Consider the following 25,633-nt stretch of genomic DNA (forward strand, 5'->3'; position numbering starts at 1 on the left):
GTGACACGCGGCGACTGGCGGCGACTGGACGAGTCCGACGTGCGGGTGCGGCCGGGCAAGGGGACCCGGCCGCGCAGCAAGCGCCGGCCGGAGCACGCGGACGCGGTGCCCGCCATGGTCGTCGGGGTGGACCGCGGCCGGTGGACGTGCGCGATGGACGGCGACCCGAACCGGCTGGTCATCGCCATGCGGGCACGGGAGCTGGGCCGCACGCCGGTCGTGGTGGGCGACAACGTCGGCCTGGTCGGCGACACGTCCGGTCAGCCGGACACGTTGGCCCGGATCGTGCGGGTGGACGAGCGGCGGAGCGTGCTGCGGCGGACGGCGGACGACAACGACCCGTTCGAGCGGGTGGTGGTGGCCAACGCCGGGCAGCTGGTGATCGTGTCGGCGTTGGCGGACCCGCAGCCGCGCCGCGGTTTCATCGACCGCTGCCTGGTCGCCGCGTACGCGGGTGGGCTGGAACCGTTGCTGTGCTTGACGAAGTCCGACCTGGCCCCACCGGACGAGCTGCTCGCCGCGTACGCCGAACTGTCGCTGCCGGTCGTGGTGACGCGTTCCGACGAGTACCCGGAGGAGCTGCGCGCCCGGCTGGTGAACCGGCTGTCCGCGTTGATCGGGCACTCGGGGGTGGGCAAGTCGACCTTGGTGAACAAGCTGGTGCCGGACGCCCACCGGGCCGTGGGTGTGGTCAGCGGCGTGGGCAAGGGCCGGCACACGTCCACCCAGACCGTCGCGCTTCCGCTGCCCGAGGGTGGCTGGGCCGTGGACACGCCGGGCATCCGCTCGTTCGGGCTCGCGCACATCACGCCCGACGACATCGTCGGCTCGTTCCCGGACATGAAGGCGATGGCCGAGGAGTGCCCGCCCGGCTGCAACCACCAGGGCCCGCCCGACGACCCGGACTGCATGCTCGACGAACTCGTCCGCACCGGCGAAGCCTCCCCCGGCCGCCTCGAATCCCTCCGCCGCCTCCTGGAGTCCCGCAGCAAACTGGAGGAATACGACTAACCCCCGCGAGTCCTACGTTCAGAACGCGCGAGTCGTACCTTCAGGACCACCGTGTCCTACGTTCAGGACCCCCGAATTCAACGCTCAGAACGCGCGATGGGTTCACGGAGGCAGCCCGCGCCGGGCAAGTGACGCCGGGCGCGGGCTGGGATCGAACGAACCTGCGGCTACATCAGCTCCAGCAGGAACGGCAGCTCCTGCGCCGCGTACCAGGCCAACTCGTGGTCCTCGGCCCCGCCCAACGCGAACTCCGCGTCCGGATCACCCATGTCCGCCGCGTCGATCACGTCCGCAGCCGCACGCACGTCCTCCTCGGCCTCCAACGTGTCCAAGTGGATCGCGGCCACCAGCTTCATCGGCACCGGCCCCGACAGCTTCACCACCGAGAAGTCCAGGTCCGGCCGCAGCTTCGCGTCCTCCACGTCCACCGAGACCACCGCCCGCCGTGGCACCGCCTTCTCGTCACCCGCGATCAGCCGCAGCGAACCGCGAGCGGCGTCGAGCATCGCCGAGTACTCCAACTCCTCCGTGTCGCCGGTCGCGTAGGACTCGCGCAGCGCGGGCGTCAGGGCGAACCCCGTACCGCCCACCGGCACGAACTCGCCCGTGTCCACCAAGTCGCGCAACATCGCGACGGTCGCCGGGAGGTACACCCTCATGTGGACACCGTTCCCATCAGTTCCTCCACCGACTCCTCGACCATCGCCGCCAACACGTCCACATCGGACATGGCGTCACGGTCGGCGTTCAGGCCGAAGTACACGCCACCGTCATAAGACGTCACGCCGATCGACAACGCCTGGTTCTTCGCCAACGGCACAACCGGGAACATCTCGATCATCTTCGCCCCCGCCGCGTACAGCGGGACCTGCGGCCCCGGCACGTTCGTCACCACGACGTTGAACAACCGCCGTGAGAACGACGACGCCGCCCGCGCGCCCAACGCGTGCAAAGTCGGCGGCGCGAAGCCCGAGAACCGCACCAACGTCTGGGCCGCCACCGACTGCCCCGACTCCTGGTGGGCACGCGTCGCGTGCGACACGTGGTGCAGCCGCACGACCGGGTTCGGCTCCCCCACCGGCAGGTCCACCAGGTACGCCGACACCAGCGTCTCGTCGCTGCGCACCGACATCGGCGCCATCGCCCGGATCGTGGTCCCCGCCGTCACGACCTCGCCGCGCGACAGCAGCCAGTTCCGCATCGCGCCCGACAACGCCGCCAGCACGCCGTCGTTCACCGTGCCGCCGTGCACCCGCCGGATCTCGCGGAACTCGTCCAACCGGGTGCGCGCCACCGCGAACCGCCGCTGCGGCGAGATCCGGACGTTCAACGGGCTGCCGGGCGCGGGTGTGACGGCGGTGCGCACCGCGGACGCCAACCCGCCGAACACCCCGGCGACCTTCCGCACCGTCTCCACCGTGTCCATCGCCGCCGACCGGACGTTCTCCACGACCTCACCGGGCCGCTGCACGGCCTCGGCCACCGCGTCCACCACCAACTGCAACCCGCTCGGCTCCGGCGACGGCATCCACAGCGCCTCCACCGGCGGCCGGGGCGTGGCGGACACGTCCAGGATCACCTGCCCGATCTCCGGCGCCCCGATCCCCGACACCATCGCCTGGTGCGTCTTGGTGATCACCGCGGTCCGGTTCCGGGCCAGGCCCTCGACCAGGTAGATCTCCCACAGCGGCCGGGTGTGGTCGAGCGGCCGGGACATCAGCCGCGCGACGAGGTCGTGCAACTGCTGGTCGCTGCCCGGTTTCGGCAACGCCGACCGCCGCACGTGGTACGTCACGTCGAAGTCCGGGTCGTCCACCCACACCGGCCGGGCCAGCCGTCCGGGCACGTGCACGACCTTCTGCCGGTACCGGGGCACCAGCGACAGCCGCTGCTCGATCAGGTCGACCAGCCGGTCGTAGTCGAACCGGGTGCGCGGTCGGCGGAACACCGCCACCCCACCGACGTGCATCGGCGTCGTGGAGTCCTCCAGGTACAGGAACGAGGCGTCCAGCGCGGACAAGCGGTCGGGCATGCGGACCAGGCTAGTCGGTGCAGGCGCGCACGAGCCTGCGCACGGCGTTGACCTCGGCTTCGTCCCGCTTGTGCCGGGCGAGCCGGATCTCCGCCGCGGTACCCATGGCCCGACGTGCGTCGACCCGCACCGAGACGTCCACGCCCGACAGGAACCCGCGCACCAGCCGTGATCGGGCCAGCCGCTTGACCGGCCGCAGCGGCGCCACCGCGATCGCCAGCCAGCTCATGGCGACGTCGATCTTCCGGTCGCCCTTGCGCGCGCTGGCCCAGTCGACCACCACCGCGCCCTCCGGGCCCATCACCACGTTGCCGGGGTGCAGGTCGAGGTGCAGCACGTTGAAGCCCTGCCCGTCGAGGAACGCGGGCGGTGGCACGGCGTCCAGCTTGCGGTGCAGTTCGGCCAGCTCACGGCCCAGCGCACCCGCGCGCCACGGTTTGGCGTCCAGCTCCTGCGACATGCGCGGACCGGGGACGTACTCCATCACCAGGTCGCTCTCCGAGGCGTCCGCCACCCTCGGCACCGGTATGCCGTGCCGGTGCAGGTACCGCATCAGCTCGGCTTCGGGCCCGAGGTCGCGGCCCGCACGGCTGCGCTTGACCAGCAGACCGTCGGGACGGAGGTAGACGTCCGCCTCCCGGCCACTGGCCAGCAGACGATGCGCCTCGTCGCGCGTTGCCATGTGACGATCATCATGATTGACAGCGCGAAAACAAGCCCCAATCGGGTAGTGGACACTGAGCGGCGTGGATGTGTCACCCAAGGACAGGTTCGTCACCGTGTACGGCCGCAAGCCCGTGCTGGAAGCGCTCGACGACCCGCGGCTCGAAGTCGACAAGGTCGTGCTGGCCGACACGGCGCGCGGTCCGGCCGCCCGGGAGATCCTGGACGCGGCGAACCGCCGGGGCGTCCAGGTCCAGCGGGCGACGGCGCAGCGGGTCAAGGTGCTGGCCGGGAACGGGAAGCAGGACCAGGGCGTGCTGGCCGACGTGGTCGCGCCCCGGATGCGTCCGCTCGAGCTGGGGCTGCGCGAGAACCCGCGGAACGTGCTGGTGCTCGACGGGATCACCACGCCGGCGAACGTCGGGATGATCCTGCGGACCGCGACGGCCGCCGGGATGGACGGCATCGTGGTGCCGCGTCGGGGGGTGGCGTCGATCGACCCGATGGTGGTGAAGGCGTCGGCCGGGGTGGCGTTCCGGGCTCCGGTGCTGCGGTGTGCGACGGCGGCCGAGGCTGCCGCTTCGCTGCGTGGCGCCGGTTACCCGATCTACGCGCTCGACGCGAACGCCCGGCAGTCGGTGTACTCGGCGGACCTGCCGGCGCGGGCCGCGTTCGTGCTGGGGAGTGAGTCGGCGGGCATCTCGGACGACGTGCGGCCGCACGTGACCGGGTGGCTGTCCATCCCGATGGCGGCGGGGGTCGAGTCGCTGAACGTGGCCAGTGCGGCGGCCGTGCTGTGCTTCGAGGTCGTACGCCGCCGAACCACCCGCTGAGCTCTTTGCTCGTCGCTTGTTGGTGGCTTGTTTTTGGCTTGTTGAGGCGCAGCGCGGGCACCGGAGGGCCGCTCCGATACCCGCGCTGCCTAACCGGCTGACCAGTGGCTCACCACAGCCACCCGAACGCGGTACCCGTCGACACAGGCCCGTCCCGGTCAGCCCTCAATGCCCCACACCCACGCCGCTCGTGACGCGTCGGATGCGGAACCGCGGCTTGTGCCCGCCATTTGTCTCGTCTGGTGGGTCGTCGGTAAACGTCTAGAACGTACGGGGGAATCGGAGTACCAGCAATTCACCGCGCGGGTGGATCTTCGGTGGCCGTTAGTGACCGATTAACTCTGGAGAGGGACTTGGAGCAGAGTTTCCAGTTCCTCGAGAGTGGATTGCACGGACTGGTGGTGCACACCGACCATTCCGGCGGCAGCCGCGCCCCGGACGTTGACTGCCAGGTCGTCCACGAAAACGCATTCGTGCGCGGGGAGGCCGAGGCGTGCGGCGGCGAGGAGGTAGATGCGGCGGTCGGGCTTGGCCAGGCCCACGTCGCCGGAGGTGATCACCACGTCGAACAGGGGCGACCACTCGATCGGGGGACGCCACAGGCCGTCGGCGTTGGAGAGGACGGCGGTGAGGATGCCCTGGTGGCGGGCCTGGCGGGTGGCCGTGAGCAGGGGCGGTTCGATCGCGGTGTGGTCGTCGCCCAGGTCGGTCAGCACGCCACCGAAGTCCAGCACCAGTCCCCGCACCATGCCTCCATCAGGTGATCTTGGTACGCAACTCCGGCTGTTCGCTCTCGGTTCAGCATGCCACCTCAACTGCGCACGCTGTCGTCGACCAGGTCCACCACCCAGCACCTGCCGACCGAACCCCCGCCGCCGTTCAGCGCTCTGACGGCAGCTGATGCAACCCTCGACCCCCGCCGCTTCCTGTTTCCGCTGATAGAAGCCCTGAATGGGCGGCGGCCACCACGTCAACTGGCGGCCAGCTTCGCGCCGGATGCCCTGACCAGCCTGACCGGAGCCACCACCCGGACCCATGCGCGCCTGGGCCGTTACCGCCTGTGTCACGTTTCGGCGGATGCGGCGGAACTCGCGGGCACGCTGCACATGCCGACAAAAGTCCGAGCCTTCGCAGCGAGGGTGGAACGCCGGAACTCACGCTGGCACTGCACCGAATTCCACCTACTCCCCTAACCGCGATATGACTGCCATCTGACCGCCATCCGACCGCCATCTGCCGTCGCGGGGCCGGGCAACCACAAACCCAACCCTCACCACCCGGCCCCGCACCGCCCACCACTAACACGATCGGGTGGCAATACCGCGAAAATGTACGGAAACACTGTTACCGCACATCGGTTGATTAGACCGAGCCGCGAACCACCCCGACCACAACTCCACACCCCCAACACCCACCACTCACTCCCGACACCAGCCACCCCAACACCCACGCCCGACACCCAGCCGCCCCTAAACCCGCCAGCCACCACCCCACCCGCCGCCACCCGCCACCCGCCGCCCGCCGCCCGCACCAGCAGCCCGCAGCCGCAGCCGCAGCCGCAGCCCGACCGCTGCACAGCCATCGGACTGGACCTACCCCTCCCGGAACCACCAGCCCGGCCGCGCCCGCCACGCCCAAGCAGCCCGACATGCCCGCAACACCCCTGCCCTCCAAGGCCCTCACCCCGAAACCCGCCACCACAGCGGCCAGGCCAGCCAAGCCGTGCCACATCGTCAAGTGCGGATGAGCGGTGATGCGGGCGCGGTGCCAGCGGTGGGCCGCAGCGGCAGCGCGGACGTGTACGGCGGGGGCGGACCGGTGCGTCGGGGCGGACGGGCGCGGGAACGCGCGGTGTGGTGCTGGCTGCGGCCGATGGCAGCGCGGAGAGGCCGGCAGCGCCGTCAGCGCGGAGAGGACCGGCGGCGCAGGCACGCGCAGGCGAGCGCAGGCAAGCGCAGGCAAGCGCAGGCAAGCGCGGATGGTCGGGGACCGGGCGCGGGCAGGCGGTGATGTAGGGGGGTGGGTGTCCGGCGCGGCGGGCCGTTGCCTGCGGCGGGCCGGCGTGGCAAGTGCGGACGGGGTGCGGCCAGGCGCGAGCGAGTTGGGCACGGACGCGACTGGGGGCGGCCAGGCGCGGATGGGCGGGAGCGGACGGCGCGGGGCCGTGCGAGGCGGCGCGGGACGGTGGGCGCGGGCAGTCGGATCGGTGCGGATCAGCGCCGCTGGGTACGGGGCCGGATCGGTGCCGCTGGGTGCGAGGGTGCGAGGCGTGCCTGTGGATGGGAGTGGCGGGCGGGCGTCGGCGGGTGGATCGGCTGCGTCTGGTCGGTCGGCACGTCTGGTCGGTCGGCACGTCTGGTCGGTCGGCTGAGTCTGGTGGTCGGCTCGGGTCGGCTCTCGGGTTGGTCGGCTGGATTGGGCGAGTGGGCGACTGGGCGCCATTGGGCGTGAACGTGAAGCGGGGTGCCGACCAAAGGCCGGCACCCCGCTTCACGTGTCGTTCTGGTGTTACTCGCGTGGGCCCTTGCGTTGGCCCTTGGCCTGGGCTCGGGCTGCGGCGCGGCGCTCCTTGCGGGTGCCTGCCTGGCCTCCACCGGCCTGCTGGGCGGCGTTGCCGCTGGTCTCGGCATCACCGGACTCCGACGGGCCCGAGTAGGTCAGGCCCTGCTGGCCCCGACCGTCCAGACCCTTCCCGCGCAGCGCTGGCGGGATTGCGCTGCCGCTTTGGAGCTGTGCCAGGGCCGGACCTGCGGGAGCCTGGTTGGCGTCCGACTGCTGCTCCGCGGCAGCGGCGGCGGCTGCTCGGGCTCGGGCCCGGCTACCTGCCAGCGGGCCGCCGTTGGCGATCGACACCTGGACCGGCGGCTCGGCGGCGGGCTGCGGCTCGGCGGCTTCGACCTGGAGGTTGAACAGGAAGCCGACCGTCTCCTCCTTCAACGCCTCCAGCATGGCGTTGAACATGTCGAACCCTTCCCGCTGGTACTCGATCAGCGGGTCGCGCTGGGCCATCGCCCGCAGGCCGATGCCCTCCTTCAGGTAGTCCATCTCGTACAGGTGCTCACGCCACTTGCGGTCCAGGACGGACAGCAGGACGCGGCGCTCCAGCTCACGCATGGCACCCGGCCCGACGCGGCCGTCGATGTCGGCCTCGCGCGCCTCGTACGCGGCCAGGGCGTCGGCCTCCAGCTTCGCCCTCAACGACTCGCGGGTGACGTCGTCCTCTTCTTCGAGCAGCTTCTTCGGGTCGAGCGTGATCGGGTACAGCGTCTTGAGCGCAGTCCACAGCTGGTCGAGGTCCCAGTCCTCGGCGTAACCGTCGGACGTCGCGCCGTCGACGTACGCGCCGACCACGCTGGTGATCATGTGCTCGACCTGTTCACGCAGGTCCTCACCGTCGAGCACGCGGTGGCGCTCGGCGTAGATCACCTTGCGCTGCTCGTTCATCACCTCGTCGTACTTGAGCACGTTCTTGCGGATCTCGAAGTTCTGCTGCTCGACCTGCGTCTGCGCGCTGCGGATGGCCCGGGTGACCATCTTGTGCTCGATCGGCACGTCGTCCGGCACCTTCAGCCGGGTCATCACCGTCTCGACCATGGCCGCGTTGAAGCGGCGCATCAGCTCGTCCTTCAGCGACAGGTAGAACCGCGACTCGCCCGGGTCACCCTGACGGCCGGAACGACCGCGCAGCTGGTTGTCGATCCGCCGCGACTCGTGCCGCTCGGTGCCCAGCACGTACAGGCCACCGGCCGCGCGGACCTCCTCGGCCTCGGCCTTGACCTCGTCGCTGATCTCCTCGATCAGCTTCGCCCAGGCGGCCTCGTACTCCTCCGGGTTCTCCACCGGGTCCAGGCCACGCTCGCGCAGCTCGTGGTCGGCGAGGATGTCCGGGTTACCGCCCAGCACGATGTCCGTACCGCGGCCGGCCATGTTGGTGGCCACCGTGACGCCGCCCTTGCGGCCGGCCTTCGCGATGATCAGCGCCTCGCGGTCGTGGTGCTTCGCGTTCAGCACCTCGTGCGGGATGCCCCTCTTGACCAGCAGCTTCGACAGGTACTCCGACCGCTCGACGCTCGTCGTGCCGACCAGCACCGGCTGGCCCTTCTCGTGCCGCTCGGCGATGTCGTCGGCGACGGCGTCGAACTTGGCCTCCTCGGTCTTGTAGACCAGGTCGGCCTCGTCCTTTCGCTGCATCGGGCGGTTGGTCGGGATCGGCGTCACGCCGAGCTTGTAGGTCTGGTGGAACTCCGCCGCCTCGGTCTCGGCGGTACCGGTCATGCCGCCGAGCTTCTCGTACAGCCGGAAGTAGTTCTGCAACGTGATCGTGGCGAGGGTCTGGTTCTCCGCCTTGATCTCGACGCCTTCCTTGGCCTCGATCGCCTGGTGCATGCCCTCGTTGTAGCGACGTCCCGCCAGCACGCGGCCGGTGAACTCGTCGACGATCATGACGTCACCGTTGCGGACGATGTAGTCCTTGTCCTTGGTGAACAGTTCCTTCGCCTTGATCGCGTTCTGGAAGTAGCCGACCAGCGGCGTGTTGGTCGAGTCGTACAGGTTGTCGATGCCGAGCTGGTCCTCGACGAACTGCACGCCGACCTCGGTGACGCCGATCGTGCGCTTGCGCTCGTCCACCTCGTAGTGGGTGTCCTTGCGCATCCGCGTGGCCAGCCGCGCGAACTCGACGTACCAGCGCGACGACTGGTCGGCCGGGCCCGAGATGATCAGCGGCGTGCGGGCCTCGTCGATCAGGATCGAGTCGACCTCGTCGACCAGCGCGAAGAAGTGGCCCCGCTGGACCATCTCGTCACGGCTCCACGCCATGTTGTCGCGCAGGTAGTCGAAGCCGAACTCGTTGTTCGTGCCGTACGTGATGTCGGCGTTGTAGGCGATCCGACGCTGCTCGGGCGTCATCTCCGACAGGATCGCGCCGACGGTCAGGCCCAGGAACCGGTGGATGCGGCCCATCCAGTCGGCGTCACGTTTGGCCAGGTAGTCGTTCGTCGTGACGACGTGCACGCCCTCGCCCGCCAGGGCGTTCAGGTAGGCGGGCAGCACGGAGGTCAACGTCTTGCCCTCACCGGTGCGCATCTCGGCGATCTGACCGAGGTGCAGCGCGGCGCCGCCCATCAGCTGGACGTCGAACGGCCGCTGGCCGAGGGTGCGCTTGGCGCCCTCACGGACGACCGCGAAGGCCTCCGGCAGCAGGTCGTCGAGGGTCCAGCCGTCGGCGTAACGCTGACGGAACTCCTCCGTCTTCGCGCGCAGCTCCGCATCGGAGAGGTCGACGACATCGTCTTCGAGGTTGTTGATGTGCGCTGCGATGTTGCGCAGGCGCTTGAGCATCTTGCCCTCGCCAGCGCGGAGCAGTCGGGACAGCACCATCCGGGTCGACCTCATTACCTCATCGCGACGCGCCCGGGGGACGGGCGCCTTCCACAGGGCTCACCACGGCCATGGCGAGCCTTCACCACCGACCATCGTAGGCAAGTCGTGAAGGTGTGTGCACAGACACAGGTAGGAAGGGGTGCGAAACCCGCGTAACGGCCCCCCGTGAGCCCTCCGGGGGCACCCCCAACGCCCCCAACACGGCCACACGCACTCGCCACCAAGATCACGCCCCCAAACCGGTCAAGAGCCCAAGCGCCACCGGACCGACGCACCCAGCACGGGCTCACGACCCAGGACGCGCCGCCGCCGGGCACCCACCAGATCCAGAAGATTCACCCGATGTGGAGGCCCTCGCACCCGATCTCGCACCCGATGTGGAGCCCCCCGGAACGTCCACCGCCCCCAAGGCGACCACCACGCGAGGTCGCGTCGATCGTTCGCGGCCCGTTTCCGGCGATCACGCCCTTCGATCGTCGGAAACGGGTCGCGAGCGGTCTGCCTGCCGCGGAGCGGCTAATCGGACTCAGCCAGGCGACCGAGCCGCCGTCTGCGGAGCAGCGGCAAATAAGCACAGCCCCGGCGGGCAAGACGCCGGGGCTGCGAGGGTCTAGTGAGGGGGACCGTGGTCAGGCGAGCCTGATCACGCCGTAGTCGAATCCCTTTCGGCGGTAGACGACGCTCGGACGTCCGCTGTCCGCGTCGGAGAACAGGTAGAAGTCGTGGCCGACCAGTTCCATCTCGTAGAGAGCCTGGTCGACGGTCATCGGCTTGGCCGTGTGCTCTTTCTCGCGCACGATCTGGCCGGGCAGGCTGTCCTCGATGCCGTCTTCCCAGCGCTGCGAGGGCACTTCCGCCATGCCCTCGTCCGCGGGTTCCGACTCGTCCGCTTCCAGCACGGCAGTCCGGCCGAACCACTTGCCCTGCGTCTGGGCGTCGTGTTCGGGGCCGAGGGGCAGAGTGTCCGCGAGTCCACTGGTCGCCTCGGCGACCGACGTTGGGCCGCGTCGCCCGTGGTGCACGCGCCTGCGGTCATGCGAGCGCCGCAACCGGTTCTCGAGCTTCGTGACCGCGGAGTCCAGGGCGGCGTAGAAGTCGCCCGCACACGCTTCGGCGCGAATCACCGGGCCGCGTCCCTTGCCGGTGATTTCCACACGCTGGCAGTTCTTGGACTGCCGGCGGTTCGGCTCGTGGAAGAGCTCCACGTCAAAGCGGATGACCTTGCGGTCGTAACGCTCAAGCCGCGTCAGCTTGTCGGCTACGTGAACCCGATAGTGATCGGGCACCTCGACATTGCGGCCCTTAACGACGATGTCCATACACGACCTCCCTCGCTTTGCTGCGAGCAATGGCTTTGGATCGCTTGGGCGCCGGATTCGCGATCATGGTCGCGGACTTTGTCGCTGAGGGTGGTCCCTCAGCGCCCCACCGGCGCCAGGGTCATGGGCTGTTCGCCTCCTCCCCGCGTGCCGGGAACGCTGATAGCGGTGCACGTTAGCCCGGTATTCGCCGCCGCGACACCCCCCGGGGCGGGGGAACTCCAAGAATTTCCAGCAGTGACACAGAGCGACGAGAAACCGGTACCAGCTATGCGTCGCGCGCGCACGCTGAGACGCCCCGCTGACGGCCGCTCACCCGAACGGCCCAGCTCGGCGCGGTCACCTGTCGCCAGAGCGACTACGGCGAACGGCCGTGGTGGGGACGTCATATCCGGCCAACGGGCGAACGTGCCGAGAGGTTCCCGGCATGTTTCACCCGCGTGGGTGACGGCGGCGGGCTGTTGTCAGCGTGAGCACGGCGGATACCCGGTATCCCCCGGTTTTCAACACCGAAACGCACGCGGCTGCCGTCGATCCCGTGGTCACCACGTCGTCCAGCAGGACAAGCCCCGCTCCGGGTGGCGGTAGACCGCCTGGAACGAGCCGGACGCGACCGGCCAGATTCGCCTGCCGGGACGCCGCGTCGAGCTTCACCGAATCACGAACACCTTTCGTGAATGCGAGTGCGGGCGCCACGGAAAAGCCGGACGCACGTGCCATTCTCAGCACGTGGGAACCGCCGCGGGCACGGGCGGCGGACGCGCGGGAAGGCGCGGGCACCAGCCACGGATCCGACCCCACACCGGGCAATCGGGGAAGTGCGGCGGCGATCAACGCGCCGAACACGGCCGCGAGTTCCCGACGCCCGCGCTCCTTGAACGCGAGCACCAACTCGCGCGCCGCACCCGCGTACGCGGCCAACGCGTACACCGGCGGCCCGACACCGGGAACGCGTATCGGAAGCCCGAACAGGGCCAGGCAACGGGCGCACAGCCGCACGCCCCAGGTGCCGCAGCCGGGACAGCGGGGCGGGAACAGCAGGTTGATCAGCATGGTCACGACCATGCCGGCGACCCCCGACAATCCAGGGCCTATCGGGGAGCTGTGCGGAATTCTCGATCGGGTGAAGCTCAAGCCGACAAGCGAGAGCCGACAAGCGAGCCGACAACCGTCAGCCGACGAGACGACCTCAGCCCGGGTAGAACGCCCGCGTGCCCGGCTGCACCTTGGTCGCGGACGCACGCCACACGTCGCCCACGTCACTGGCGCTCCACAGGCCGCTCTGGTCCACCGCCAGCACGTTCCGACCAGGCGCGGCCGTCACCGAGTTCACCGGCACGGTCAGATTCGACGTGCTGTACCGCTCGATCCGCACCCCGTCGATGTTGACCTTGGCGATCGGCCACGCCGGCAGCGACGTGCTCACCACCACCACGTCCTGCGCCAGCCAGTCCAGCGACACCGCGCTGGCGCCCAGCTCGGCCGACCGGAGGTTGCGCGGCGACCGCAGCGACACCGCCGTGTCCTGCCCACGCACCACCGCCGCCACCACGAGCTTCCCGCCCACGACCGCCGCCACCCGCGTGCCGTCACGCGACAGCCGCAGCTCCGTGATGCCGCCGCCGAGCACGGCCAGCTCCGACGCGTTCACCGCGTTCGCCGTCCACCCGCTCTCGGTCTTGATCACGCGCACCACGTTGACGCCGTCGACCACCGTCCACACCTCGGTGCTCGGCTCGCCCTGCCGCCCGCTGAGCAGCCACGTCGGCCTGGTCATCGTGGCCGCGGGCAGTTCCACCTCGCCCAACGGCCCGGCCAGCGCACCGACCCGCAGCCGGACGGAGTTCTCCGCCACCCGGCCCACCACGGCCAGCTGACTGCCGTCCATCGACTGCGCCGCGCTGACCACCTGGTACTCGCCCGAACCGGCGGGCCCCGGCAGCGGTTCGCCGTTCATCTGCTGGACCCGCCCGTTGCCCACCAGCAGCCCGTTGAGGTCCGCCTTGGGCGTGGTCAGCGCCTCACCGGTCTGCACGTCCGTGGTCCGCCACTCGGGCTGGTCGGCGTTGATCGGCTGGCCTTCGACCAGCACCCGGATCCGACTGCTGCTCACCCCCGCCAGCGACTTCACGAACTGCGCCGCGATCTGCTTGCCGGTCTGCACCGTGATGTCGCCGACTTTCGTCAGGTCCACCTCCAGCGCGCCGTCGTTCGCTTCGGACGTCTTCCGGCGCTGCCCGGCGCCGTTCGGGATGGCCGTCGTCAACGCGCCGCGCATCCCCACCGCGGGCCCCTTGAGCAGCAGGTCCGTCACCCGGGTCGGGATTTCCGTCGACGGCGCCGCGACCACCCACCGCGGGTCGGGCACGAGCACGCTGAAGTCCGGGCTGTGGAAGAACAACGTCACCCGGCGGTAGTTCTGCTGGAACCCGCCCAACGGCACGTAGATGCCGTCCGGCGGCTTCGAGATGCGCCACTGGTTCTCGCTGTTGCGCTCGATGCCGATCGGCGTGTCCAGACCTCCGACGAGTTGGATGAACGAGTTGTCCTCCAACTGGAGCCGGCCGACGTTCCTGCCCTGGAGCAGCACCATGCGCTGCTTGTCGTCCCCCGTCACGCTCGGCGTCGGCACGGTGTTGAACGTCGTCTCGATGATCGTCGGCATGACCTTGGTGTTCCAGGTCTTCTTCGCGTCCTCCGTCAGGTACGCCTTGGCCGCCTCGTAGTCGTCCTCGGGGTTGGCGGAGGCGTTGACGAACTCGCGGACCAGCGTCAACGGATCGATGTCGTCGACCGGTTTGGGCGCGGCGGCCTCACTGGCGTTGCCGGGCGACGGGTTGACCGGGATCGGCGACGTCTCGGTCGGGATGGCGGCGCAGCCCGAGGCGACGCACACGGCCAGGAGCAGCGCGAACAGCCTCACCTGACCTCCTCGCGTTCGCCGGTGACGGGTTGCGCGGGCTGCCACGTGATCTCCTCCTCGGTCAGCTCGACGACCTCGTCCGCCGGGTCCTCGCCGTCCTCCGACTCGACCACGGGCGGCAGGTCGGGCGGTTCCAACGGGAGCGGGCTGGACTTCAGCTCGTGGCCGTGGCGGCACGGCAGGGTCAGCCGGAACACGGCGCCGTGGCCGCGTTCGCCCCACGCCTCCAGCCAGCCGCCGTGCAGCCGCGCGTCCTCCAGGCTGATCGACAGGCCGAGCCCGGTGCCGCCGGTGCGGCGGTTGCGGGACGGGTCGGCGCGCCAGAACCGGTTGAACACCAGCTCGGCCTCACCGGGGCGCAGGCCGACGCCGCGGTCCCGGACGATCACCGCGATCGCCTCGCCGTCACCGCGGAGCTTCAGCTCGACCGGCAGTCCCTCGCCGTGGTCGATGGCGTTGGCCAGCAGGTTCCGCAGGATCCGCTCGACCCGGCGGGCGTCCAGTTCGGCGGTGACCTCCTCGTCGGGCAGGTCCATCACGATCGTCGTGCCGCTGCTGTTGGCGATCGCGCGCACCGCGTCGTGGGCACGCCGGGCCAGCACGCGGATGTCGACCAGGTCGGCGGCCAGCTCTTCCACGCCCGCGTCGAGGCGGCTGATCTCCAGCAGGTCGCCGAGCAGCGATTCGAACCGGTCCAGCTCGTCCACCAGCAGCTCCGTGGAGCGCGCCAGGCCGCCGGGGAACTGCTCGCGGGACGCGTGCAGCACGTCCGCGGCCATCCGGACGGTCGTCAACGGCGTGCGCAGCTCGTGCGAGACATCGGAGGTGAAGCGGCGTTGGAGCTGGCCGAACTCCTCCAGCTGGTGGATCTGCCGCTGGATGCTCGCGGCCATCTCGTTGTACGACTCGGCGAGCCGGGCCACGTCGTCCTCGCCGACCACGGGCATCCGCTGGTCGAGGTTGCCGTCGGCGAACCGCTCGGCGATCTCGGCCGCCTGCCGCACCGGCCGCACGACCTGCCGGGTGACCAGGTTCGCGATGAGGGCGAGCAGCAGGAGCAACGCCAGCCCGCCGATGACGAGGGTGCTCTGCACGACGTCCGCGGTGGCCTGTTCGCTGGTCAGCGGGAACAGCAGGTAGAGGTGCATGGCGCGGGCGGAGCTGTTAACCGGTTTGCCGACGACGAGCAGCGTCGTCGGGCCGGTCTCCCGGGCGACGGTGGTGATCTGGTAGCCGGCGCTGCCCCGGTCGAGCATCTTGACCAGGCCCTCGGGCACGTCGCGGTACTCACCGACGGCGATAGGGAGGCCGTCCGAGCCGACGCCGGCCGGGTCGGGGTCGTAGAGCACCGGTTCGAACGCGCCCGCGCCGGAGCTGGTCGGGTCGAGGTCGACACCGGACGTGTTGATCTTGTTCAGGGCGGCGGTGAAGCGGGTCTTCACGCTGTCCGGACCGGGGTTGAGACCCGCCAGGTCCGGCTGGATCGCCGCCGCGCTCGCCTCGGCCTGCCGGAGCGCCGCTTCGATCTTGGTCTCCAGCAGCTGGCCGGTGATCTGCACCTGGAGGACCATGCCGAGCACGAACACCACGGCGGACGACAGCGCGAGGGTGCTCACCACGACGCGCAGTTGCAGCGACCGCCGCCAGAGCTCACCGAAGGAGACCGCTTGGCGGCGCGCGCGCTCAACCACGCGGCGCACCTCGCGCGCCACGAGCCTGAGCCAGCGCCGTTTCATCTTGCCGCTGCTGTGCTGGATGGCCGCTGCTTCGCAGACGGCGGCTCGGTCGCCTGGAAGTCGACCGCTCGCGACCTATTTTCCGACGATCGAAAAGCGTGATCGCCGGAAAATGTGCCGCGAACGATCGACGCGACCTCGCGTGGTGGTCCCGTTAGGCGTCGCGGAGTGCCGACGCCGACGATCACGGCGGGCCGGCCTTGTACCCGACGCCTCGGACGGTCAGGACCACCTCGGGGTGCTCCGGGTCGCGCTCCACCTTGGAGCGCAGCCGCTGCACGTGGACGTTCACCAGTCGGGTGTCCGCCGCGTGCCGGTAGCCCCACACCTGCTCCAGCAGCACCTCGCGGGTGAACACCTGGCGCGGCTTGCGGGCCAGCGCCACGAGCAGGTCGAACTCCAGTGGCGTGAGCTGGATCGGCTTGCCCTCGCGCAGCACCTCGTGGCCGGGCACGTCGATGGTCAGGTCGCCGATCTGCAACACCTCGGCCGGCTCGGCCTCGGTGCGGCGCAAGCGGGCGCGGATGCGCGCCACCAGCTCCTTCGGCTTGAACGGCTTGACCACGTAGTCGTCCGCGCCGGACTCCAGGCCAAGCACGACGTCCACCGTGTCGCTCTTGGCGGTCAACATCACGATCGGAACGCCCGACTCGGACCGGATCGCCTTGCAGACGTCGATCCCGTTCATGCCGGGCAGCATCAAGTCGAGCAGGACCAAGTCCGGCTTCAGCTCGCGCAGCGCGGGCAGCGCGCGTGCGCCGTCGGCCACCACAGCGGTGTCGAAGCCCTCGCCCCGCAGCACGATGGTCAGCATCTCCGCCAAAGCGGGGTCGTCGTCCACGACGAGCACGCGTGCCTTCATACCCAACATCGTCCCACTAGCTGTCGGGAGTCCACGCACCGCCCAGCGGTCATCGCTGCTGGTCGCCGGACGGGTCCACTCCGTAGCCAGTCTCTGTCGCCGATCCACCAGCCCACCTCGTCTCGCTGAACGGGAATCGTCAGCGACTCATCGGCAGACCGGTGACGTTTTGTTACTTTCTCACACTAATGGGTGAACCACCGGTCGAGGATGAGCTCGACGCGGAGGTCGGCGGTGCCGTCCAGGACTTCCCACGGCGATAGCCACCCGGAAGCGGCCAACTCGTCGTAAACGGCTGCACAGCGTGCTTGAAGGCCGCCGTCGGACTCGTACAAGTCCCGACCCCTCGCCTCCTCCGCCTCACGGTGGGCCGCACGATCCGCGGCGACCCCCGCCGGCACGCGCAGCAGCAGGTGGAGGTCGGGGATCGGCAACCCGAAGCGTTCCACCTCCAGCGACCTCAGCCACGCCACGAACTCGCCGTCAGCGGGCTGGTGCAGGCGGGCCGCGCCGTACGCGGCGTTGGACGCGATGTACCGGTCGAGCAGCACCACGTCGTACTGGGCGAGGTCGGCGCGGATCTTGTCCGCCGCGCCGCGCCGGTCGAGGGCGTAGAGGACCGACATGCCGTACACCGAGTCGGTCAGGTCGCCGAGCCTGCCGTGCAACGCGTCGCGCACCAGATCGGCGTGCACGTCCTCGTCGTAACGGGGGAACGCGCCGGTGGCGATCTTCGCGCCGCGCGCGTCGAGCGCGTCGGTCAGGGCCTTGGCCAGGGTGCGCTTACCGGCGCCGTCCAAGCCTTCGATCACGACGAGTTTTCCCACGCGACCACCCTAAGGGGCCGCGCCCGCGCACGATCGGCGGCATCATGTCCCCCACATGGGTGATGATAGATCCTTTCCGTCACCAGATTGAGTGACTACGGTGAACCCCATTTCCGGTTGCGCGAAAGGGTGGTGCCGCGGTGACCGCGGATTCCGGGCACGCCAGACCGGCGGACGAGCCGGGCGCCCATCCGCCCGCGAGCCTGCCCGGCAACCTCGCCGAAACACTGCGCTACGGACCGTTCCACCGCGCTTTGCACGACGCCATCGCGCACCGCGGCCTGTCTCTGGCCCGGTTGCGGGCACACCTGGAGCAGCAGGGCGTGCAGGTCGGGCAGTCCACGCTCAGCTATTGGCAACGCGGCCTGCGTCACCCGGAAGTGCCACGTGCGATCGCTACCGTGCGTGCCCTGGAGACCGTGCTGCGGCTCCCGCCCGAGTCCCTGGTGGCGCTCGTCGGCAACCGGCCGCAACCACGCCTCGCCCGACCACACGGCTGGGTGTCACCCGTGCCGGTGCTGACGGAATTCGAGGCCGTGACCGACGTCGGCGCGAACACCGACATCGAGGTCGTGTCGGTGCACGACACCGTGCTGATCGGCCCGGAACGGGAGCAGCGGTCGATCACCACGCGGATCGTGGTGCGGGCGGCGAAGGCGGGGCCGGACCGGTTCCTGGCCGTGCACCAGGGCGACGAGGGCTGCCTGATCGACAACGCGCTCGTGCGGCCCGGCGAGGGCTGCCGGCTGGGACGTCTGCGCAGGCAGTCGGCCACCCGGGGGTTGGCGTTCGAGCTGCTGTTCGACCGCAGGCTCGCCGAGGGCGAGGAGCACGTGTTCAGCTTCACGGTCGTGGACGACACCGGCGGCCCGACACCCGGCCACCGACGGACGTTCCGCGAGCCGTGCCGCAGCTACCTGCTGCAACTGGCCTTCAACCGCCGCGCCCTGCCCGCCCGCTGCACCAAGCAGTTCCGGGTGGACGCCGAGACGCCGCCGGTGGACCTGGAGGAGCTGGTGTGCGGGCTGGGCGGGTACGCCAGCGCCTACTTCGAGGACATCGGGCCCGGCATCGCCGCCATCAGCGTCGAGTGGACATAGCGGAACGGCCGGGACGCGAGGCCCCGACCGTTCCGACTCACAGGCTCAGTAGCGGTAGTGCTCGGGCTTGTACGGGCCCTCGACGTCCACGTCGATGTACTCCGCCTGGTCCTTGTTCAGCTTGGTGAGGCTGCCGCCCAGCGCCTCCAGGTGGATCCGGGCGACCTTCTCGTCCAGCACCTTCGGCAGGCGGTACACCTCCTTGTCGTACTCCTCGTACTTGGTGAACAGCTCGACCTGCGCGATCACCTGGTTGGAGAACGAGTTGGACATCACGAAGCTCGGGTGACCGGTGGCGTTGCCCAGGTTGAGCAGCCGGCCCTCGGACAGCACGAGGATCGTGTGGCCGTCCGGGAACACCCACTCGTCGACCTGCGGCTTGATGTTGACCCGCCGGATGCCGGGGTACCGGGCCAGGCCGGCCATGTCGATCTCGTTGTCGAAGTGGCCGATGTTGCCCAGGATCGCCTGGTGCTTCATGGCCTCCATGTGCTCGACGCGCACGACGTCCTTGTTCCCGGTCGTCGTGATCACGATGTCGGCGCGGCCGATCACCTCTTCGAGGGTCCGCACCTCGTAGCCGTCCATCGCCGCCTGCAACGCGCAGATCGGGTCGATCTCGGTCACCACGATCCGGGCGCCCTGGCCGCGCAGCGACTCCGCCGCGCCCTTGCCGACGTCACCGTAACCGCAGATCACGGCCACCTTGCCGCCCATCAGCACGTCGGTGCCGCGGTTGATGCCGTCGATCAGCGAGTGCCGGATGCCGTACCGGTTGTCGAACTTCGACTTGGTCACCGCGTCGTTCACGTTGATCGCGGGGAACAGGAGCTCACCGGCGGCGGCCAGCTGGTACAGCCGCATGACGCCGGTCGTGGTCTCCTCGGTCACGCCGCGGATGCCCTCGGCGATCCTCGTCCACTTGCCGCTGTCCGCCGCGAGCGACTTGCGCAGCGTGTCGAGGATGAGCGCCCACTCCTCGGGGTCGTCCGCCTCGGGCTGCGGCACGACACCGGCCTTCTCGTACTGCACGCCCTTGTGGACCAGCAGCGTCGCGTCGCCGCCGTCGTCCAGGATCATGTTCGGGCCGCCGCCGTCGGGCCAGGTCAGCATGGACTCGGCGGTCCACCAGTACTCCTCCAGCGTCTCGCCCTTCCAGGCGAAGCACGGGACGCCCTTGGGCTCCTCCACGGTGCCGTGGGGGCCGACGACGACCGCGGCGGCGGCGTGGTCCTGGGTGGAGAAGATGTTGCACGACGCCCAGCGGACCTCGGCGCCGAGCGACACCAGCGTCTCGATCAGCACGGCCGTCTGCACCGTCATGTGCAGCGAGCCGGAGATCCGCGCGCCCCTGAGGGGGTAGACCTCCGAGTACTCGCGGCGCAGCGCCATCAGCCCTGGCATCTCGTGCTCGGCCAGCCGGATCTCCTTGCGGCCGAACTCGGCAAGGGACAGGTCCGCCACGGCGAAGTCGAGGCCATTAAGGGTCTGGAGCCTGTCGGCGATCATGCGCATTCCTCACATCTCGGGTTCGCCCGACCATACCTCCCGGTCACGGCCCGCCACGCCGGGCCGCCGAGGTGGCCTCCCATCCGGGGGCCGATAGACCAGTATGGCAAAGCTGAAGTGATGTTCACGGGAGGGTTTACGTGCTGATTCCCGGCCCCGACACACGGGTGGTCGAGCTGCGGGTGCACGGCGTCCAGGGCACCACGCCGCAGTCCCTTGTGGACGCGGTGGCGGCGGTGGACGTGGCGGGCGACGGGCTGGGCCGCGTCGTGCGCCCGGCCGACCGCCTGCGCAGACCCGCGCCCGGCCCGGTGTTGCAGGCCGCGGGACGTCCGGTGACGCGGGTCGTCGAGGGCTACGTGTGGGGCCGGATGACGTCCGGCGGCTGGGCCAAGGCGACGTGGGCGCTGCTGTTCCCGTTCTCGCTGGCGAACGTGGCGCACTGGATGCTGCCGCCCACGCCCACCGGCTCCGTGCCCGCGCACCTGCTGGGCGTGGGGCTGCGAGCGCTGCTCAGGCTGGCGGCGTTGCTGCTGACCGTGCTGCTGGTGGCGCAGCTGGAAGTGATCAGCCTGGACCTGGTGGCCGCGCAGTGCCTCGCGCCGGGTGCGACGTGCCTGTGGGGGCCGTCGTGGATGAGCACGACGCCGTGGGTGCGCGCCGTGGTGGGGCTGGCGCCGATCGCGCTGGCCGTGCTGGTGCTGCACCGGATGTCGAGCGTGGACTGGCGGATCGAGCGCAAGGAGGTGCCCGCGGCCGAAGGCAGCCGGTCCGGGCTGCCCGGCGCGCACGTGGCCACCGATCCGGACACGCCCGCGTTGCGCGTGCTGCACGTCGTGGCGGGGTTGGGCACGGCCGTGGTGATCGCGTTGGGCGGGCCGCTGGGTCCGCTGCTCGCGCCCGGCTGGCACGGCGCCGCGATCACCGTGTGCTGGGTGCTCGGCATCACCCTGGTCGGCGTGTCGGCGATGGGCGCGATGCTGCTGGACGACCCGACCGGCGGCGCGCCGCACCGGGGCGGGCGGTGGCTGCGGGCCGCGTTGGGACGTGGGCCGCGGCGGGTGTTGCAAGTGGTGGCGTGGCTGTCGTTGCTGGTCGCGACCGGGTTGCTGGTCCGGCTGCCGGTTCGGCTGCCGGGCGCGGACCTGGCCGTGCAGATGGTGGCCGCGCTGGTCGCGGCGGTGTGCGTGCTGATCGGGTTGCTGCTGGTGCCGGCCGCGTTGCTGGCCCGGCGCACGTGGTCGGCGCAGCCGCGTGACCTGCGGCCGTGGGCCGGTGGCTGGATGGCCGCGCCGGTGGTGGCGGTGGCCGCGCTGCTCGGTGGCGGGTTCGGCGCGGGGATCGCGCTGACCGTGCGCCGGGTGCTCGGGCACGGCGTGCTGCCGCGCGGGTACGACTACATCGCGCTGTTGTGGGGTGTGGCCGGTGTGCTGGCGTTCCTGGCGGCGGTGGTGATGGCGGCGACGACCGGGATGATGCGGTGGAGTTCGCTGCGGCGGAACAAGGAGTGGGCGCGCGAGGCGTCCCTGTTGCACGCGGGGCGCGCACGTGACGTGAAGCGCGCCGCTCGGGCGTGGTGGTGGGCGCGGTGGCAGCGGCGGCACAGCCACCACGTGGTGCTGGTGATGGCGACGGTGCTGGCGGTCGGCGCGGTGCCCTCGGCGTTCCTGCGGTTGCGCGAGATCGACCCGCCGACGTGGACGCGGCCGGTCTCCGGTTTCGGCGTGGTCGTGCTGGCCGTGCTGGCGTTGTCGCTGCTCCGGGCGGTGTACCTGGCGGCACGGCGGCCCGACAAGGCCCGGCAGGTCGGGGTGTTGGCCGATCTGGCGGCGTTCTGGCCGCGCGAGGCGCACCCGGTCGTGCCGCCGTGTTACGCGTTGAAGGTGGTGCCGGAGCTGGTGGCGCGGGTGCGGGAGCACCTGTCCGACCCCGGCGTGCGGGTGGTGCTGGCCGGGCACAGCCAGGGCAGCCTGCTCGCGGCGGTGGCGGCGGCCCGGTTGCTGGAGGAGCTGCCGCCGTCCGAGGCCGAACGGGTGGGGCTCGTCACCGCGGGGTCGCAGCTCCAATGGGCGTACCCGCGGGCGTTCCCGGCGGTGGTGCCGCACAGTTCGCTGGAGTCGCTGGCCGGTGGGCTGGAGGGGCGGTGGCGGTCGCTGTGCCGGGGCACGGACGCGCTGGGCGGCGCGGTGATGACGTGGAACCGGCAGGTGTACGACGGGATGCTGCTCGGCACGGGGTTCCGGCCGGACGGGACGTCGGGCGCGCTGCCGCCGGCGTTGCGAGGTCCGACGGGTGCGCTGGTGCTGGGCGGCGACCACTGGCTGCCCGATCCCCAGCGCGGGCCGTTCCCCGGTCGGCGGTGGGCTCCGGGCGTGAACCGGCACGCGGACTACACGTCCGACCCCGAGTGGGACCGGGCGGTGGCCATCGCGGCCGGTCTGGAGACGCCCGAGCCGCTGCCCCCCGTGCTGCCTATCGCGCGACAGGCGCCGGTGGTGTCACCGGAAAAGAAGTGAGCAGGCGGTCGGCGGCTTCGGTGTGGCCGGCCTCGGCGAGCAGACCGGCCGGTGCGAGCACGTAGTCGCGGTCGACGGTGACGGCGGCGTTGCGGAGGATCGGGCGCAGGACGGGGTCGGCGCGCAGCACGCGTTCGATGTCCGAGGTGGACTCGGCGTGCCGGAACACGCCGCCGGACAGCACGAGCAGGCCCGCGCCCTGTGGTCCCAGCTGGCCGTCCACGAGCCTGAGGTGACGGCGGATCGCGAGCACGGCGGCGAGGCCCGCGAGCCTGCGGTCCACGGTCGGGTCGTCGGGCAGCCAGCCCACGTCGGCGGCCCGTGCGGCGGCCTCTTCGTGCAGCACGGCGGCTTCCGCCTTGTCGATCAGCTTCTCCGCGACCGCCTCGGCCACCACGCCGGGCGCGGACCAGCGCATGCCCAGGTCGCCCTCGACCGTGCGGCGGTCCGGCGGCAGCGCCACCGTGCGCTCCGGACCTTCCACAGTGGACACCGCCGAGTAGACGTCCGTGGTCGCGCCGCCGACGTCCACCACCAGCACCGCGCCTTCCCGGTCCTGCATGGCCAGCCGTGACACGCCGCTCAGCACCGCGTCCGGCGTGACGGCCCGCACGAGCCCGCGGAACCTCGGTCCTCGGGACAGGCCCTTGCCGCCGATCACGTGCTCCAGGAACACGTCGCGGATCGCGGCACGTGCCGGGCCCGGCGCGAGTTCGCCCACGTCGGGGAGCACGTTGGCGGTGGGCACGACCGTTCGGCCGGCGAGCAGGTCCACGGCCTCCGGCTGGGCCTCGACGTTGCCGGCGAGCACGATCGGGCAGGCGATGCGGTTCGCGCCGATCCGGCGGGCGTTGTGCAGGAGCACCGACTGGTCGCCGCCGTCGGTGCCGCCGACGAGGAGGACGACGTCGGGTGCGGCGGCGCGCAACGCCCGGATGCCCGCGCCGTCGAGCGGTCCGGCCGACACGTGGACGACCTTCGCGCCCGCCGACAACGCCACCCGGTACCCGGCCTCGGCGCTGACCAGCCGTTCCTGCCCCACGACCGCGAGCCGCAGGCCACCGCCGGCGGACGAGCACGCGAGCGTGCGTTCGGCCGGGCCGAGGGCTTTCGTGACGGCGTCGATGCCTTGAAGCACCTCCGACGGGGTAGTCGGGTGCTGTGCCGTGCCGAGCAGGTCGCCGGCGGGCGACAGGAGGGCGCCCTTGGTCCACGTCGAGCCGATGTCCAGGCAGAGCACGGTCATGCGGGCAAAACTACCGGGCGGCCATTGTCGGACCCCTCCTTTAGGCTGAACGGACCAACACACCCGCCCATCCACGACCCACCACCAGACCACCCACGGCGAGGTCGCGCAAATGAGAGAGCTGTGGCGCACCAAGACGATCGAGCAGTCGATCGCGGACACCGATGATCCGGACACCAGGCTGCGCAAGGACCTCACCGCGTGGGACTTGACGGTCTTCGGCGTCGCGGTGGTGATCGGCGCGGGCATCTTCACGCTCACCGCGTCCACCGCGGGCAACCTGGCCGGGCCGTCGGTGTCGTTGGCGTTCGTGCTGGCGGCGGTGGCGTGTGCGCTGGCCGCGTTGTGCTACGCCGAGTTCGCCTCGACCGTGCCGGTGGCGGGCAGCGCGTACACGTTCTCTTACGCGACGTTCGGCGAGTTCATGGCGTGGATCATCGGTTGGGACCTGGTGCTGGAGTTCGCGGTCGGCGCGGCGGCGGTGGCCAAGGGCTGGTCGCTGTACCTCCAGACCGTGCTCGGGCAGCTCGGCGTGACGGTGAAGACCACCGTGCCGGTGGCCGGGGTCGACGTCGACTGGGGCTCGTTGCTGCTGATCGCGGTGCTGACGGCGGTGCTGGTCGTCGGCACGAAGCTGTCGTCGCGGGTCAGCGCGGTGATCACGGCGGTGAAGGTGGCCGTGGTGCTGCTGGTGATCGTGCTCGGCATCGGGTACATCAAGGCGGCGAACTACAGCCCGTACATCCCGCCCGCCCAATCCGGCGGCACCACCGCGAGCGGCCTGGAGCAGTCGCTGTTCTCGCTGGTCACGGGCTTCGAAGGCAGTACCTACGGGGTGCTCGGGCTGCTGGCCGCCGCGTCGCTGGTGTTCTTCGCGTTCATCGGCTTCGACGTGGTCGCCACGACCGCCGAGGAGACCCGGAACCCTCAGCGCGCCGTGCCGCGGGGCATCCTCGGGTCGCTGGCGATCGTGACGGTGCTGTACGTGGCGGTGTCGTTGGTGATCACCGGCATGCTGCCGTACGACCAGCTCAAGACCCAGCCGGACGGCACGCGGGCGACGTTGGCGACGGCGTTCTCGGCCAACGGGGTGGACTGGGCGGCCACCGTGATCTCGGTCGGCGCGCTGGCGGGCCTGACCACGGTGGTGATGGTGCTGATGCTCGGCCAGTCGCGGGTGCTGTTCGCGATGTCCAGGGACGGCCTCCTGCCGCGCGGCCTGGCCCACACTGGCGAGCACGGCACGCCGTACCGGATCACCGTGATCATCGGTGTGCTGGTCGCCGTCGCGGCGGGCTTCTTCCCGGCAGGCAGGCTGGAGGAGATGGTGAACGTCGGCACGCTGTTCGCGTTCATCCTGGTCTCGGCGGGTGTCCTGGTGCTCCGCAAGACCCGCCCCGACCTCCCGCGCGGCTTCCGCGTGCCACTGGTGCCGCTGGTCCCGGTCCTCGCCATCCTGGCGTGCCTGTGGCTGATGCTGAACCTGACCGCGTTGACGTGGGTCCGGTTCCTGGCGTGGATGGCCCTTGGCGTCGTCCTGTACTTCGTGTACAGCCGCCGGCATTCCGTGCTGGGCAAACGCGGCGCGACCGCCGTACCCGTGGTGAAGCACGACGAGATCCCCTGACACCGGACGACGAAGGGGCGACGAGCACAACGGCTCGTCGCCCCTTC

The 25,633-nt window shown here is 70.6% G+C and carries 19 protein-coding genes; 6 read left to right on the top strand and 13 right to left on the bottom strand.

Going from position 1 to position 25,633, the window contains the following annotated elements:
• Positions 1-1,011, top strand: coding sequence for a ribosome small subunit-dependent GTPase A (gene rsgA / locus F4560_RS27825; protein ID WP_184924740.1), 1,011 nt, complete (start codon positions 1-3; stop codon positions 1,009-1,011).
• Between the two features lie 167 nt (positions 1,012-1,178).
• Here the strand turns inward: rsgA and F4560_RS27830 are convergent, their stop codons facing one another.
• The 3 genes from F4560_RS27830 to F4560_RS27840 are packed head-to-tail and all read right to left on the bottom strand — an operon-like array spanning position 1,179 to position 3,725.
• A complete protein-coding gene (locus F4560_RS27830; RefSeq protein ID WP_184924742.1) occupies positions 1,179-1,670 on the bottom strand; it encodes a DUF6912 family protein in 492 nt (163 codons plus the stop codon).
• Positions 1,667-3,043, bottom strand: coding sequence for a WS/DGAT/MGAT family O-acyltransferase (locus F4560_RS27835; protein WP_184924744.1), 1,377 nt, complete (start codon positions 3,041-3,043; stop codon positions 1,667-1,669). Before F4560_RS27835 ends, F4560_RS27830 begins: the two co-directional genes overlap by 4 nt.
• A gap of 10 nt (positions 3,044-3,053) precedes the next feature.
• Complete coding sequence (locus tag F4560_RS27840) at positions 3,054-3,725, bottom strand: phosphotransferase (protein ID WP_184924746.1); 672 nt, start codon at positions 3,723-3,725, stop codon at positions 3,054-3,056.
• Positions 3,726-3,789: 64 nt separating this feature from the next.
• Between F4560_RS27840 and F4560_RS27845 the strand changes: the two genes are divergently transcribed.
• Positions 3,790-4,539, top strand: a complete 750-nt coding sequence (locus F4560_RS27845) for a TrmH family RNA methyltransferase (RefSeq protein ID WP_184924748.1) — start codon at positions 3,790-3,792, stop codon at positions 4,537-4,539.
• Between the two features lie 335 nt (positions 4,540-4,874).
• Here F4560_RS27845 and F4560_RS27850 read toward each other — a convergent pair whose 3' ends face one another.
• The gene (locus F4560_RS27850) at positions 4,875-5,288 is read right to left on the bottom strand and encodes an HAD-IA family hydrolase (protein WP_184924750.1); all 414 of its coding nucleotides are present in this window, start codon (positions 5,286-5,288) and stop codon (positions 4,875-4,877) included.
• Positions 5,289-5,342: 54 nt separating this feature from the next.
• On the opposite strand from F4560_RS27850, the gene F4560_RS46710 reads away from it, so the two are divergent.
• Complete coding sequence (locus F4560_RS46710) at positions 5,343-5,732, top strand: Rv3235 family protein (RefSeq protein WP_221483669.1); 390 nt, start codon at positions 5,343-5,345, stop codon at positions 5,730-5,732.
• Positions 5,733-7,047: 1,315 nt separating this feature from the next.
• On the opposite strand, the gene secA is transcribed toward F4560_RS46710, so the two are convergent.
• The 7 genes from secA to F4560_RS27885 form a co-directional block, all read right to left on the bottom strand.
• Positions 7,048-9,918 (bottom strand): preprotein translocase subunit SecA, encoded by a 2,871-nt coding sequence (secA, locus tag F4560_RS27855; RefSeq protein WP_184929435.1) that lies wholly within the window; start codon positions 9,916-9,918, stop codon positions 7,048-7,050.
• A 632-nt stretch (positions 9,919-10,550) separates the two neighbouring features.
• On the bottom strand, positions 10,551-11,240 hold the full coding sequence (gene hpf / locus F4560_RS27860) for a ribosome hibernation-promoting factor, HPF/YfiA family (RefSeq protein WP_184924752.1): 690 nt from the start codon (positions 11,238-11,240) through the stop codon (positions 10,551-10,553).
• Between the two features lie 432 nt (positions 11,241-11,672).
• Complete coding sequence (locus tag F4560_RS27865; RefSeq protein WP_184924754.1) at positions 11,673-12,293, bottom strand: ComF family protein; 621 nt, start codon at positions 12,291-12,293, stop codon at positions 11,673-11,675.
• 136 nt (positions 12,294-12,429) lie between these two features.
• Positions 12,430-14,163 (bottom strand): LpqB family beta-propeller domain-containing protein, encoded by a 1,734-nt coding sequence (locus F4560_RS27870; protein WP_184924756.1) that lies wholly within the window; start codon positions 14,161-14,163, stop codon positions 12,430-12,432.
• Positions 14,160-15,899 (bottom strand): MtrAB system histidine kinase MtrB, encoded by a 1,740-nt coding sequence (gene mtrB, locus F4560_RS27875; RefSeq protein WP_184924758.1) that lies wholly within the window; start codon positions 15,897-15,899, stop codon positions 14,160-14,162. The genes F4560_RS27870 and mtrB overlap by 4 nt, the downstream gene beginning before the upstream one ends.
• 184 nt (positions 15,900-16,083) lie before the next feature.
• Positions 16,084-16,761 (bottom strand): MtrAB system response regulator MtrA, encoded by a 678-nt coding sequence (gene mtrA / locus F4560_RS27880; protein WP_015104936.1) that lies wholly within the window; start codon positions 16,759-16,761, stop codon positions 16,084-16,086.
• 185 nt (positions 16,762-16,946) lie between these two features.
• On the bottom strand, positions 16,947-17,588 hold the full coding sequence (locus F4560_RS27885) for a dTMP kinase (protein ID WP_184924761.1): 642 nt from the start codon (positions 17,586-17,588) through the stop codon (positions 16,947-16,949).
• Between the two features lie 140 nt (positions 17,589-17,728).
• On the opposite strand from F4560_RS27885, the gene F4560_RS27890 reads away from it, so the two are divergent.
• The gene (locus F4560_RS27890; RefSeq protein ID WP_184924764.1) at positions 17,729-18,688 is read left to right on the top strand and encodes a hypothetical protein; all 960 of its coding nucleotides are present in this window, start codon (positions 17,729-17,731) and stop codon (positions 18,686-18,688) included.
• Positions 18,689-18,733: 45 nt separating this feature from the next.
• On the opposite strand, the gene ahcY is transcribed toward F4560_RS27890, so the two are convergent.
• Positions 18,734-20,197 carry an adenosylhomocysteinase gene (gene ahcY, locus F4560_RS27895; RefSeq protein WP_184924767.1) on the bottom strand — a complete coding sequence of 488 codons (1,464 nt, stop codon included), beginning with the start codon at positions 20,195-20,197 and terminating at the stop codon, positions 18,734-18,736.
• A 140-nt stretch (positions 20,198-20,337) separates the two neighbouring features.
• Between ahcY and F4560_RS27900 the strand changes: the two genes are divergently transcribed.
• A complete protein-coding gene (locus F4560_RS27900) occupies positions 20,338-22,713 on the top strand; it encodes a hypothetical protein (protein ID WP_184924770.1) in 2,376 nt (791 codons plus the stop codon).
• On the opposite strand, the gene F4560_RS27905 is transcribed toward F4560_RS27900, so the two are convergent.
• Positions 22,670-23,959: a glutamate mutase L gene (locus tag F4560_RS27905; protein ID WP_184924773.1), complete on the bottom strand. Its 1,290-nt coding sequence runs from the start codon at positions 23,957-23,959 to the stop codon at positions 22,670-22,672. The two genes, F4560_RS27900 and F4560_RS27905, sit on opposite strands and share 44 nt — an antisense overlap.
• A gap of 112 nt (positions 23,960-24,071) precedes the next feature.
• On the opposite strand from F4560_RS27905, the gene F4560_RS27910 reads away from it, so the two are divergent.
• A complete protein-coding gene (locus tag F4560_RS27910) occupies positions 24,072-25,586 on the top strand; it encodes an amino acid permease (protein ID WP_184924776.1) in 1,515 nt (504 codons plus the stop codon).
• The last annotated feature ends 47 nt before the right edge of the window (positions 25,587-25,633 follow it).

The sequence above is a fragment of the Saccharothrix ecbatanensis genome (assembly GCF_014205015.1).
Lineage (GTDB): Bacteria > Actinomycetota > Actinomycetes > Mycobacteriales > Pseudonocardiaceae > Actinosynnema > Actinosynnema ecbatanense.